This is a genomic window from Pseudoalteromonas rhizosphaerae (assembly GCF_028885455.1).
GTDB lineage: Bacteria > Pseudomonadota > Gammaproteobacteria > Enterobacterales > Alteromonadaceae > Pseudoalteromonas > Pseudoalteromonas rhizosphaerae.
In genome coordinates this window covers 1,053,108-1,067,247 of record NZ_CP118496.1, presented here as the reverse complement: position 1 = coordinate 1,067,247, position 14,140 = coordinate 1,053,108, and the positions used below count along the sequence as shown (strand labels likewise).

The 14,140-nt window shown below is 40.8% G+C and carries 10 protein-coding genes; 1 reads left to right on the top strand and 9 read right to left on the bottom strand.

From position 1 onward, the window contains the following. Window positions 1-65: 65 nt before the first annotated feature. From phoB to PVK79_RS04620, 9 genes are all read right to left on the bottom strand, one after another. A complete protein-coding gene (phoB, locus tag PVK79_RS04660; protein WP_145235364.1) occupies window positions 66-755 on the bottom strand; it encodes a phosphate regulon transcriptional regulator PhoB in 690 nt (229 codons plus the stop codon). Window positions 756-1,380: 625 nt separating this feature from the next. After that, on the bottom strand, window positions 1,381-2,445 hold the full coding sequence (fba, locus tag PVK79_RS04655) for a class II fructose-bisphosphate aldolase (RefSeq protein ID WP_145235361.1): 1,065 nt from the start codon (window positions 2,443-2,445) through the stop codon (window positions 1,381-1,383). A 230-nt stretch (window positions 2,446-2,675) separates the two neighbouring features. Next, window positions 2,676-3,851, bottom strand: coding sequence for a phosphoglycerate kinase (locus PVK79_RS04650; protein WP_145235359.1), 1,176 nt, complete (start codon window positions 3,849-3,851; stop codon window positions 2,676-2,678). A gap of 69 nt (window positions 3,852-3,920) precedes the next feature. Next, a complete protein-coding gene (gene epd, locus PVK79_RS04645) occupies window positions 3,921-4,937 on the bottom strand; it encodes an erythrose-4-phosphate dehydrogenase (RefSeq protein ID WP_145235357.1) in 1,017 nt (338 codons plus the stop codon). A 183-nt stretch (window positions 4,938-5,120) separates the two neighbouring features. After that, window positions 5,121-5,381, bottom strand: coding sequence for a hypothetical protein (locus tag PVK79_RS04640; RefSeq protein WP_257325399.1), 261 nt, complete (start codon window positions 5,379-5,381; stop codon window positions 5,121-5,123). A 202-nt stretch (window positions 5,382-5,583) separates the two neighbouring features. Continuing rightward, a complete protein-coding gene (locus tag PVK79_RS04635; RefSeq protein WP_145235327.1) occupies window positions 5,584-6,207 on the bottom strand; it encodes a 3'-5' exonuclease in 624 nt (207 codons plus the stop codon). Window positions 6,208-6,242: 35 nt separating this feature from the next. Then, window positions 6,243-8,081 (bottom strand): DUF294 nucleotidyltransferase-like domain-containing protein, encoded by a 1,839-nt coding sequence (locus PVK79_RS04630; RefSeq protein WP_145235325.1) that lies wholly within the window; start codon window positions 8,079-8,081, stop codon window positions 6,243-6,245. Between the two features lie 119 nt (window positions 8,082-8,200). Beyond that, window positions 8,201-9,925 (bottom strand): sodium:solute symporter family protein, encoded by a 1,725-nt coding sequence (locus PVK79_RS04625; protein WP_145235323.1) that lies wholly within the window; start codon window positions 9,923-9,925, stop codon window positions 8,201-8,203. A 10-nt stretch (window positions 9,926-9,935) separates the two neighbouring features. Further along, entirely contained in the window at window positions 9,936-10,199 is a 264-nt protein-coding gene (locus tag PVK79_RS04620) for a DUF4212 domain-containing protein (protein WP_004586074.1), read from the bottom strand. 389 nt (window positions 10,200-10,588) lie between these two features. Between PVK79_RS04620 and PVK79_RS04615 the strand changes: the two genes are divergently transcribed. Continuing rightward, the gene (locus PVK79_RS04615; RefSeq protein ID WP_257325398.1) at window positions 10,589-14,029 is read left to right on the top strand and encodes a PAS domain-containing hybrid sensor histidine kinase/response regulator; all 3,441 of its coding nucleotides are present in this window, start codon (window positions 10,589-10,591) and stop codon (window positions 14,027-14,029) included. The last annotated feature ends 111 nt before the right edge of the window (window positions 14,030-14,140 follow it).

Below are 14,140 nucleotides of genomic sequence, written 5' to 3'. Positions count from 1 at the left end.
ACTTTACCTTAGAGTAAGTAAATTTAAGCCAAAATTAATTATTGGCTTGGTCATCTCCATGACTCTTATAATTTACTGGAAAAACGATAGCCTGCACCACGTACAGTTTGTACTAAACGGTCATGACCAAGCGGTGCAATCGCTTTGCGTAAGCGACGAATATGCACGTCTACGGTTCTATCTTCAACATAGACATTAGTCCCCCATACGTTATCTAGTAGCTGTTCACGGCTATAAACACGTTCAGGATGAGTCATAAAGAAATGCAATAAGCGAAATTCTGTCGGTCCCATATCCAACTCGCTACCTTCAGAGGTAACACGGTGTGAAATAGGATCAAGACGTAAACCATGTACATCAATCGCTTCTTCCAATGAAGTAGGCGACACACGACGAATAACGGCTTTAATACGCGCCATTAATTCTTTTGGTGAAAATGGTTTAGTAACATAATCATCAGCACCGACTTCAAGACCGCGAACTTTATCTTCTTCTTCGCCGCGAGCAGTCAGCATAATAATAGGAATTTGGCGAGTATATTCACTTTGCTTAAACTTTTTAGCAATTTGAATTCCACTACCACCTGGTAGCATCCAATCTAATAACACCATATCTGGATAAGGCTCTACCATCGCTGCAATGGCTGAATCGTAATCTTCCGCTTCAATTGCTTGAAAACCATTTTGCTCTAATACAAAAACCAGCATCTCTCTGATCGGTGCTTCGTCATCGACGACAAGTACTTTACGTGACATTCCAATTTATCTCTTTCGTTATCGAACTAGTTTTCATTATTATGACTAAGTATGACATTTTTATGAAAGTGTAACGTGTAAATCGAAATGCGGGGTAAAAAATGCAAAATAAACCTTTTTAAGGTACATAATTAGCATGCATTATCAAATTTCACATTTAAAAATCATACTTTATAATTGCTACATTACTACTTTGTATTAAATTCCCCTTTCAATAATCAACTATACAGTATCACGATGTAAGCCACGAAAGCATCTTCACACTCTAACTCAATTAAAACGCCTATTAACATCGGCGATCATTAACAGAGATCAAAATCCTACCAAGTTTCATTTCAGGGATCATTCGTTTACCAACCGAGTTAGATCTGGGATCAGTGTTTTACCTAGCCAAAGCCATAAGTTGTTGATCATTTATACAACAAAGCTTTGAAATGGCTATTTTTATAACAAAACCTCTGCCAATCAAGCTGATCCTTAGTAAAAATCTGATCCCAACAAAGCACAGTTAGTAAAGCAATGATCCCAAAGCCCCTGCTTGGTAAAATAATGATCTTTTACGATCAGGCATAAAAAAGCCAGTAGCTTTAACACTACTGGCTGTTTTATAACTTAATAAATTAAATTATTTAATTTTCGGATCTAATTCACCCGTTAAATATTTAAGGTGCATCTCATCAAGTGAGATTGGTTTGATCTTACCTGCTTGACCCGCTGTACCAAATGACTCATAACGTGCAACACAGATCTCTGTCATTGCTTTTGTCGCTTCAGCTAAATACTTACGTGGATCAAAGTTTGCTGGATTAAGCGCAAGATGGCGACGAATAGCCCCTGTAGATGCTAATCGTAAGTCTGTATCGATATTTACTTTACGCACACCAAACTTAATTCCCTCAACGATCTGCTCAACTGGCACACCATAGGTTTCTGGGATCTCACCACCATATTGGTTGATGATCTCAAGCCATTCTTGCGGCACTGATGACGAACCGTGCATAACTAAGTGAGTGTTAGGAATACGTGCGTGGATCGCTTTAATACGATCAATCGCCAAAATATCATCCGTTGGCGGACGTGTAAATTTATACGCGCCGTGTGAAGTACCACACGCAATCGCTAAGGCATCAACATGGGTTTTACTTACAAAATCGGCCGCTTCTTCTGGATCAGTTAGCATTTGATCTGTGGTTAGTTTACCTTCAGCACCAACGCCATCTTCTTCGCCAGCTTCGCCAGTTTCAAGTGAGCCTAGCACACCTAACTCGCCTTCAACAGACACACCACAAGAGTGTGCAAGTTCAACAGTTTTACGCGTTACATCAACGTTATACTCATATGATGATGGTGTTTTACCATCGCTCATTAACGAGCCATCCATCATCACTGATGAAAAACCTAATTGAATTGAACGTTGGCAAACGCCAGGTGAGGTACCGTGATCTTGATGCATTACCACTGGAATATGTGGCCACTCTTCAATCGCAGCTAAAATCATATGACGTATAAATGGGGCACCAGCATAGGCACGAGCGCCAGCTGAACCTTGTACAATTACTGGGCTGTTAGTTTTGTCAGCCGCCATCATAATAGCGCGGATCTGCTCTTGGTTATTAACGTTAAATGCTGGTACGCCATAACCATGTTCAGCTGCATGATCAAGAAGTTGTCGCATACTGATTAAAGCCATTTGGTATTCTCCAAATTGTCGATAGCTGCGCACGCGCAAAACTACCTAGTTCGAACGGAATAGTTGAGTTCGGTGCAATCACTGCACCTCGATAGTATTGGCTCTTGCCAAATCTACCGTTATACAAAACCAGCTATTAAATAAGGGTGAGAGGTATTTAATATCTGATCACACTCAGTGTAGTTAGCAGCCTAAACTAACGATTGCTAACTACATTGAGTAAACGCTAATTACTTAGCGCGTTGTTCAAGCATAGCAACTGCTGGTAATTTTTTCCCTTCTAAAAACTCAAGGAAAGCACCACCGCCAGTTGAAATATACGAAATTTTATCGGCAATGCCGTATTTATCAATCGCTGCTAACGTATCACCGCCACCAGCTATTGAGAACGCATTTGAATTAGCGATTGCTTGAGCAATAGCACGGGTGCCATTACCAAACTGGTCAAATTCAAATACACCTACCGGACCATTCCATACAACAGTACCTGCATTAGCAATAATTTTTGCAAGTTTGCTCGCTGTATCTGGGCCAATATCAAAAATCATATCTGTGTCTGTTACTTCGCTAACATCTTTTAATGTTGCAACGGCTGATTCTGAAAACTCATTGCCAACAACCACATCAGTAGGTACTGGTATTTCACCATTATTACTTTTAGCAGCCGCACTTAGCTTATTTGCTTCATCAATTAGGTCAGCTTCGTATAATGACTTACCAACCGGGTAGCCTGCCGCAGCAATAAAGGTATTTGCAATACCGCCACCAGTGACTAATTGATCAACAATCGTTGAAAGTGAATCAAGTACTGTTAGTTTAGTTGATACTTTAGAGCCGCCCACAATCGCCACTAATGGACGAGCTGGGTTATCAAGTGCTTTACCTAATGCCTCTAATTCAGCCGCCAATAGTGGGCCTGCACAAGCAACATCTGCAAATAAACCAACGCCATGGGTAGACGCTTGAGCACGATGGGCGGTACCAAATGCATCCATTACATACACATCACATAATGCAGCAAGCTTTTTAGATAACGCTTCGTCATCTTTGCTTTCGCCAACATTAAAGCGTACGTTTTCAAAAACGACCACTTCATTATCAGCAATTTCAACGCCATTTAAATAATCTTTTTCAAGACGTACATTTTGTTCAAGTGCTTCATTAAGGTAATCAACAACTGGCGCTAAAGAAAACGCTTCATCATATTCCCCTTCCGTAGGGCGGCCTAGGTGTGACATAACCATTACTTTAGCGCCTTTTTCAAGGGCTAATTTAATACTCGGTAATGCAGCACGAATACGTGCATCTGAGGTCACTTTACCTGCTTTTACTGGTACATTTAAATCTTCACGAATTAACACGCGTTTGCCGTTTAAATCTAAATCCGCCATATTTATGACCGACATGGACTTCTCCTTAGTTAACGATACTGACTTGAAATATATAGGTTTTATTTTTAGGTTTGAACTTTTATATTAATTACTTGCTGCCATCATCACTCGTGCTGTATCGAGCATTCTATTAGCAAACCCCCACTCATTATCACACCACACTAACAACTTTATCAGTCGTTTATGACTGACTCGTGTCTGTGTGCCATCTATAATACAAGAATGTGGGTCATGATTAAAATCAACCGAGACCAATGGCTCTTCGGTATAACTTAAAATACCTTCTAGGCGATCTCTCGCTGCTGCTTTTAATACCTTATTTACCGCTTTTAAATCAACATCGGCGTTGACAGTCACACTCAAATCCATCGCAGTAACATTGATAGTAGGTACTCGCACCGAAATAGCTTCAAAGCGGCCATGGAACTTAGGTAAAATACGCTCAATACCGCGAGCTAATTTAGTATCAACGGGAATAATCGACTGACTCGCAGCGCGAGTACGACGTAAATCATGATGATAAGCATCAATTACTTGCTGATCATTCATCGACGCATGAATAGTCGTAATCGCCCCTGATTCTATACCAAAGGCATCATCAAGTACTTTAATCACCGGTACTATACAGTTTGTGGTACATGATCCATTAGAGACAATCGTATGCTCAGCGAGTAGTTCATCATCATTGATACCATAAACAATAGTGGCATCAACATCCGCATCTGCGGGCTGAGAAAATAAGACTTTCTTTGCGCCAGCATCAAGATGTAATTGCGCATGTTCACGAGAGTGATACACACCAGTACATTCTAAAACCACATCAACATCAAGTAACTGCCAAGGTAATTCACGCGGGTTTTGTTCTGCAAATAAAGCAATTGTATCGCCCGCTACCGATAAGGTGTCTTCACCTAAAGTAACTGGAAACGCAAAACGGCCATGAGACGTATCATATTTAAGAAGATGAGCGATCCCTTGAGGATCAGCAAGTTCATTAATCGCAACAATTTTGATCTCGTCGCTTAAGCCCGATTCATAAAGAGCGCGAACAATATTTCGACCAATTCGACCAAAACCATTGATTGCAAGTTTGATTGCCATGAAGAAGAAAATCCACTCTAGTTGCTTGCAGATAAAGGCAACCTGCCTTTTAGATGCGCGTATTGTAATCGACCTTTGTCTTGATTATAAGAGGGAAAGTTAAATAAATGTTTTAAGCCCGCTTTTGATGGTGATTAATATCAAACTTCTAGATGCTAGTTACTAAGCACTAAAAGCTTTGAGTTAACTTTTAAGTAATTTTCGAAGCAAACGACCCGTTAATAGCGACAAAGCCATAATCACCACACCATAAATAACTAACATACCTGACGGTGTAGCAAGTTCTATTATTTGCTCGTTTGCGCCCACGCATAAGTTTGTTTTATGATTAAAAGCCCCACCACTATCTAAACAGCGGTCAACCAATAAAAACCCATGTAACCACCATACGGCGAACAAGCTCACTAAAACGCCAGCTAAAGATGGCAGTAAATTATTTTTCATAGATAAAAACCAAACGAGAAAGTAAATGTTAGTGCTCTACAATAGCAAATAAAGTACCTAAAAAGATTACGATAAAAGCCTGTTTTTAAGAATAAAAATTAATACTTACGGCGCGATATAGTTAACAATTAAAACAGTTGTTCAGCTAGGATATATATTAATAATAATGAGAACGGTAGAGTGTAATTAATCAGCGTTAGGTTTAAACCAACTCAGCCAACTTTAGTTCATTGCCACGGCTAATTTGATGGCATTGTGCTAACAGTAATTCAGCGGTAGCCATGGCATCGGTAAGTGCATGATGGCAACCATAATGAGGTAGCTCATACCGCGCCCTGCAGGCACTGAGAGTTAAATCGTCTAAGCCTATTTCATGGCCTTGTTGGTGCAGGCGCTTTTTTTCAATCTGAAAAGTATCAATAATCAATAAAGGCTGCACATCAATATTATGTGCTTGAAATGCCTGCTTTAAAAATCCCCAATCTAAAGTAGCATTATGAAACACCAAAATAGCATCCGAAAAATGAGCGCTTAGCTTAGCTAAAATAGCCGCTAAGCTTTTTCCATTAGCGACATCTTGCTGGGCAATTCCATGATAAACAGGACTTTGCTCAAGGCGCAGCACTTCTTTATTTATGGCGTGCTGAGCTTGGCTCAATTTAATGCATTGCTTTTCTATCAACACCCACGCAATCGAGACGATTTCATGCAGTTTTGGATCCAGTCCAGTCAACTCTAAATCAATCACTATATAGCGCTGTACTAGTGCGTTTTGAGCAAGTAATCGCTTACGTGCTAAATAACGACTCAACCAACGTTTAACCACTTAGCTTGTCACCTTATTCATAGCAAAACACATATTTATAAACTTCCACGAGCAAACTTAAATGCCGCAGCTTGTTGTGCGAGCTTGAGTAAATAAAACGCTTCTTTTAATTGATGGCGCTCTAGCGAGTTTAACTTATCTGGATTAATACAGTTACTCGGTAGTCCTTCTTCATTTATTTGTGTACGTAAACGTAATTGAGTTAAAAATCGCCAGCAGTCTTTCAAATTATATACATCGTGATTACTTAACAATGAGTGTTTCAGCAATGCATCTAAGCGCTCTTGGGTGTTCGCTCTGCGGATCCCTGCTTTTAACGCATACAAGCGCACAATGTCATTGATGATAACCACACCACGCTTTTTCAAATCAATGTATCTATGTTGCTTAGCATCTTTTTCTAACTTGAATTGATTAAATAACCCTATCGGCACAGAATTCGATTTAATATCCGTTGCCATTGCGGCGTAAAATAATTCGTTGCGAGAAATTCGGGTTAGTTGCTCACAAAATGCAGTGTAAAGTGCCGTTGAGCCTTCAATAAAACGTAAATCAAAAAATATTTTACAGTTGAGCATTGCTTCAGGTGTCGGGCTTTTGATCCAGTTAAAAAAGCGCTCACACCAATCCGATATACTCATTCTGCATAATTCGCTGCTTGCCATAATATTACCTGGGCAGCGTTTAATACCGCACTCAACCAACTGTTCGCAAACAAACTCCCCCATGCGGCGATAGTAATCTTGATGTTGCTCGCTTAAGTCATCAGGTAGTAATAAGCCGTTATCTTGATCAGAATGTAAGGTTTGCTCTTCACGCGCTTGAGAGCCAAAACAAATAAAACTAAAGCTAGTAGGAGCGGCACCGTTATCTTCTTGGAATAAATATATTAGTCGTGAGGTTAACGCATCAGTTAAGCCACTGAGTAATTTACCTATTAAAGATATATCATCAATATTATGAGAAAAACTACGCAGTAATTCTGGTACTTCTGCCGCATAACGCTTTAAATCGGCGACACTGCGAGCTTTATAAATACGGCCAATCAATTGTACGGGGTCGCTCTTTTGCTGACGTAATAAGTCTGTGCTGGTGATCATACCCAACGCTTTATGGTGTTCATCCAACACTGGTAAATGATGAATGTTATGTTTGAGCATTAAATGCAGAGCTGAAAAAACACGGTTATTTTCAAAAATAAACTTGGGTTTGACACTCATGATAATGCTAACCGCTTGTTTGGGATCGATTTCATCTGCCAATACTCGGTTACGTAAATCGCGATCTGTAACCACACCAACTAAGCGTTCAAATTCTGTCACCATAATCGAAGACACGCCGTGCTCTTTCATTTTTTTAGCTGCTTGACGAATACTTGCATCGGGCGATAATGTGACCGCTTTACGTGACATCAGTTCAGATATTTTACGTTCAGACCAACTATCGTTTTGGCTTTTATAATGTGAAGAAAGCAGCCGATTTGCATGCGCGCGCACAAAATACTGCTCAAACGTTTTATATTCACGGCGCAAGTAGTCGAAAGCATCTTGGTTGAGCATATAAACAATGCCCTCTTTTTGCACTGCTAAATGATTTTGAATTGCTTCTCCGGTTAATAACGAAGGAAAACCAAAATACTCTCCTTGCGCTAACCGTGTGATCACATCACCTTTAGCATCCACTAAGTCATACAAACCAGAGCGAATTAAAAACAGTTTAGGTGATTCTGATTGCAGCCATTGTGTTTGGTTTTCACGAGTCAGATAAATAACATCTAGGTGCTTTACAAAATAATCCGTAGCACTGCTATTAAGGTGACTAAAAGGAGTTTGTGCTAGCACAAACTGGGCTACTTCCTGTTGCTCATTATTCATTTGTCTACTCGCAAAAAACAATCGTACAATCACTGTACTGCTATCAACGGTAAATAAAAAGCCCGACTTAAGTCGGGCTTTTGGATCTATCAATATTAATTAATAGAGTATCAGCGTTATTAGTGAGCGTGAGCTTCACTAGAACCTTTAGGATTACGAATGCTTTCAACCATTTCTTGAATTTCAAGCGGTGTATCGGCAGTAAATTTAAGTACGATTGCTGCAACTGAGAAATTAATAATCATACCTACTAAACCAATACCTTCCGGTGAAATACCTAAGAACCAATGCTCAGGGCTATTTAGTTCTGGGCTGATAAACTTGAAGAAGATGATATATGCTGCAGTAAAGGTAATACCTGTAACCATACCTAGAACCGCACCTTCTTTATTCATCTTCTTAGAGAAGATACCCATAATGATCGCCGGGAAGAAACTTGCTGCGGCCAAGCCGAATGCAAATGCCACTACCGACGCCACGAATCCAGGCGGATTAATACCAAAGTAAGCGGAGATAACAATCGCAACCATGGCTGCCAACCTCGCTGCGAGTAACTCTTGTTTATCGCTAATGTCTGGTTTTAAGGTCCGCTTAAGCAAATCATGCGATACCGAAGTCGAAATAACTAATAATAAGCCTGCTGTTGTTGATAATGCAGCAGCAATACCACCGGCGGCCACAAGTGCCACGACCCATGCTGGTAAGTTAGCAATTTCAGGGTTAGCAAGTACCATGATGTCGCGGTCAACGTTAACTTCGTTAGCGCTATTTGGATCACTTATCTTACCTGCTGTGTAGAACATTTTGCCATCACCATTTTTATCATTAAAAGTGATTAAGCCCGTTCTTTCCCAATTTTTTACCCATACTGGTGCTTCAGCGTATTCAGTACCACTTCCGTCTTTACCATTTATGGTATCAATCATGTTTACGCGGGCAAATGCCGCAACGGCTGGCGCGGTTGTGTAAACTATCGCAATGAACACTAATGTCCATGCCGCTGAAATACGCGTATCTTTAACGCGAGGTACAGTGAAAAAGCGTACGATTACATGAGGAAGACCGGCAGTACCCACCATTAAGGCACCAGTAATAGCAAACACATCAATCATGCTCTTAGAGCCTTCAGTGTATTGTGCAAAGCCAAGTTCAGCACTTAAACCGTCCAGTTTATCAAGTACGTATACACCATCGCTGCCAATTAATGTCGCGCCAAAGCCTGTTTGTGGGAAGAAGTGACCCGTCATCATCATAGAGATAAAGATGGCAGGAACAAGGTAAGCAAATACCAGTACACAGTACTGTGCTACTTGGGTATAAGTAATGCCCTTCATACCACCGAGTACCGCATAGAAGAAGACGATAACCATACCAATGTAAACGCCAGTTTCAATTTCAACTTCTAAGAAACGTGAGAATACAACGCCTACACCACGCATTTGCCCTGCAATGTATGTAAAACAAATGAAGATGGCACATAAGATTGCCACTAAACGCGCGGTGCGTGAATAGTAACGATCCCCAATAAAGTCTGGCACAGTAAACTTGCCGAATTTACGTAAGTAAGGTGCTAAACACATAGCAAGTAGTACATAACCACCAGTCCACCCCATTAAGTAAACGCCGCCATCATACCCTGCAAAAGAGATGATACCCGCCATTGAGATAAATGACGCTGCACTCATCCAATCTGCGGCTGTTGCCATACCATTAGCCAGAGGCGGAACACCACCACCGGCTACATAAAACTCTTTTGTTGAGCCTGCTCGGGCCCAAATAGCAATGCCGATATAAAGCGCGAAGCTCAACCCGACAATTATAAACGTGAGTGTTTGAACATCCATTGCTTAGCTCCTATTCGTCTACGCCGTATTTTTTATCTAACGTATTCATTTTGAAAACGTACACAAAAATCAAAGCCACAAAGGTATAAATCGCGCCTTGCTGGGAGAACCAGAAGCCAAGTTTAAACCCAAAGAAACGCACTTCATTAAGTACATCAACCAGTAATATGCCAAAGCCAAACGACACGACAAACCAAACTGCTAATAATTTAAACAGCAGTGAAATGTTTTCCGCCCAATAAGCTTTTGCTTGTTCTTCATCTTTAAAAGCCATTTTTTATTTCCTCTTTAACATCTGTAAAAAGTGATGTGTTCGATTTATTCTCGGCTATAAACTTAGCAATGCCTGAACAATATTGAATTGAGACCATAGTCGTAACAACAGATTAACGTTTACGTAAACTGCAATGCGGCGCTTGTTACAAAAAAGTAAAAAACGTTTTTTATCATAATGTTAAGTATTTCCACTCGGTGATTTTAACTATTCATCCAGGCTATATTGCACACTTGCGACATTAGTCTAATACATCAATAAAACATTAAATTTCTTATATATATCAAATAAATATGTTTATTTTCAGAATACTCACAAAAATTGACAGCTCAAAATAGTGAAAACTTCTGGTATGGTGTGCAATAACATAATAAAAATTGAATAAAAACATGACTGCTGCACTAATTTTTGTCGCTTTAGCGTACATTGGCATATTGTTTTGGCTAGCAAACTGGGGCGATAAAACCACACCGCTGGCAAAACGAATTAGCCATCACCCTTTTGTTTACTCCTTTTCGCTGGGTATTTACTGTACTTCGTGGACTTATTACGGCTCTGTTGGTACTGCAGCTACCAGTAGTTGGAGCTATTTACCTATTCTACTTGGTCCTGCACTGTTGTTTTTTTTCGGACAAGGATTTTTGCGCAAACTGGTACTAGTGAGTAAAAAACAAAATATCACCACCATCGCCGATTTTATCTCTGCCCGTTATGGTAAGCGTCAAACCACCGCCATTATGGTGACTATGATTGCCCTACTAGCAACTATTCCTTATATCGCCTTACAGTTAAAGGCACTGAGCAACAGCTTCTTACTACTACAAAGTGACAATAAAATATCGGGTTCAATGGTCGCGCTTTCTGCAACTCTGATCATGGCTATGTTCGCAATATTTTTTGGTACCCGTAAAGTTGATGTAACCGAATACCGTTCAGGATTAATGCTCGCAGTCGCATTTGAATCAATGATCAAACTACTGGCACTAGTAGCAGTGGCGGCTTTGGCGGTGTACACCTTGTATAATTTACCCAGTGCTAATGAAGGACAAATAAAAGAATCTTTATGGCAACATTGGAATAATTTTAACTTTTTAAGCTTTAACTTTATTGGTCAATCACTGATGGCCGCTGCTGCAATCATCTGTTTGCCAAGACAATTTCACGTTACAGTGGTTGATAACCAAGACAAACGTCACCTATTTACCGCTCGTTGGGCATTTCCACTTTATTTACTGCTGACGGCAGCAATGATTTTACCAATAGCCACCGCAGCTATTCATCCACAGATCGGCAATAGCTTCTCCCCTGATAGTTTTGTATTGGCGCTGCCATTAATGAATGACAATGTATTACTTACCACCTTTGTATTTATTGGCGGAATATCCGCAGCGACTGCGATGATTGTGGTTGCCACTTTGACCCTGAGTACCATGATCTCAAACGATGTGGTATTACCGCTAATGCTGCGACGTAAATTCAAACGCAACCTGATCACCAGCAGTTATAAGCCACAAATATTACTGGTAAGGCGTTTTACCATCGCCGGTATTTTGATCTTATCGTATTTTTATCAGCAATGGTTTGGTCATGGCAAAGCACTAGCCAGCATGGGGTTAGTTGCATTTTCTTTGGTAACGCAATTATTACCCGCCATTGTGGGCGGCCTATACTGGCGCAAAGGCCATGCCTACGGTGTTTATGCTGGTTTATTAGCGGGGTTGATTTGTTGGATATTATTTCTAATGTTACCTATTTTAGATGCAGGTAATACACTTGACACCGAACTACAACAAACCCTTATTACCCGCGGCACACTGATCGCTTTATTTGCCAATATTGGCTGTTATATTAGTTTTTCACTGGGAGCTGATGAGCGGTTAATTGATAAAATTCAAGCAGCAGCATTCGTTAATCCCAAGGAGCAAGCAGTACTTGCAAGACGTTTAAACAAAAACGTGAAAGCCACGGTATACGATTTTAAAGTACTGTTACAAACCTTTTTAGGAGTCCAGCGTAGCCAACAAGTATTGACGCATTTTTCACTGACTCACCAACTCGGAGAAAATAACACTCACCCCGATCCTGAGTTTATAGCTTACTGCGAACGCGCCTTGACCGGTGTATTAGGCGCCTCTTCAGCGCAAGCTTTGATCCACACTGTAGCGTCGGGCAAGCGAATGGCATTTGAAGAAGTGGTTAACTTTTTTGATGAAACAACGCAAGCACTACAGTTTAACCAAAACCTGTTGTTCACCTCTTTAGAGAATCTCAGTCATGGTATTTCAGTTGTTGATAAAGAGCTTAATCTTGTTGCGTGGAATAAGCGCTACGCAGAGATGTTTAATTACCCCGAAGGATTTTTAGAAGTAGGTCAACCGATTGAGCAAATTATTCGTTACAATGCGGAGCGCGGCGAATGTGGCCCTGGTGAAATAGAACGCCAAGTAGAAAAGCGCGTACAACATTTAAAAAATGGTAGTTCGCATCACTTTATCCGTCACCGTCGTAACGGCCTAGTGTACGAAATGACCGGTAACCCACTGCCTGATGGCGGCTTTGTTACTAGCTTTTCAGATATTACCACTCACATTGCCACACAAAATGCACTTGAAGAAGTGAATATGGATTTGGAAAATCGTATTGAAGCGCGTACCCAAGAAATTCGAACTATCAATAAAGATCTCGAAGCACAAATAGAAAGCCGCGTACAAACAGAGCAAGCACTCACTTTAGCAAAACGAGAAGCAGAGCAAGCCAATGACAGTAAAACCCGCTTTTTAGCTTTAGCAAGTCACGATATTTTGCAACCGCTCAACGCCGCCCGTTTATACCTTGCTGCGATAGATGAAAAATCCCTCGCTGATAATAATATCAATAACTTCGAAAAGCTCGGTGCCAGCCTCGATTCAACAGTGCATTTAATGTCAGCCCTATTAGAAATTGCCAAACTTGAACAAGGTGCGATGACCCCCACCCCTCGCCACTTTAGTATTGATGATATCCTCGCACCACTGCGTAATGAATACGCCATTTTAACAAGCGAAAAAGGCCTCAAGCTCACAGTGCGCAGCGGACAGCATATTGTCCACAGTGATATCACCTATCTACGGCGAATTGTGCAGAACTTAGTATCAAATGCAGTTAAATACACCAATACGGGCAAAGTATTAGTAGCGTGTCGTAAACGCAAACATCACCTGCGCATTGAAGTGTGGGACACCGGCCCTGGCATTAGCGAGGTAGAGCAAGCAAAAATATTTAACGACTTCTACCGCGTAGAGGCCTCTGACAATAAAGGCGTTGGCCTTGGCCTTAGCGTAGTAAAGCGTATGGTAGATTTACTGTCGATTCGCTTAGATGTGCGCTCAACTCCGCAAAGAGGTAGCTGCTTTAGTATTGAAGTCCCTTATGGCGAAAGCCAATTTGTTCAGCAAAAACACGTTACCAATAGCTTGTTTGAAGAGCGCTCTGCAATGAATATCGTTGCCGTTGATGACGACCCTGAAAACCTAAACGCCATGGCCAGTTTATTACAAAAGTGGCAAGCTAATTATCAGTTGTTTGATCAAGTTGAAGGCGTACTCGCATACGCAAATGAACACAGCGCACCGGATGTGATATTAATGGATTATCAGTTAGGCCATGAACACGATGGTATTACATTAATTAAAGCCCTGCGGGAAATTTGGCAAACCAACGTACCGGCAATTTTAATCACCGCAGTACGCGACGTAGAGCTAAAACAAGCGACTAAAGCCGCTGATATTCATTACTTGTCTAAACCAATCAAGCCAGGGAAATTAAAAGCACTGCTAAACCATAGTACGTGAAGGGAAAGGTGCTAGGTGCTAGGTGCTAGGTGCTAGGTGCTAGGCAAAAGGTTAGAACAGATTGGCGTTAAACAACATAACTAAGTACACCCAACAATCTTATTGGGTGTA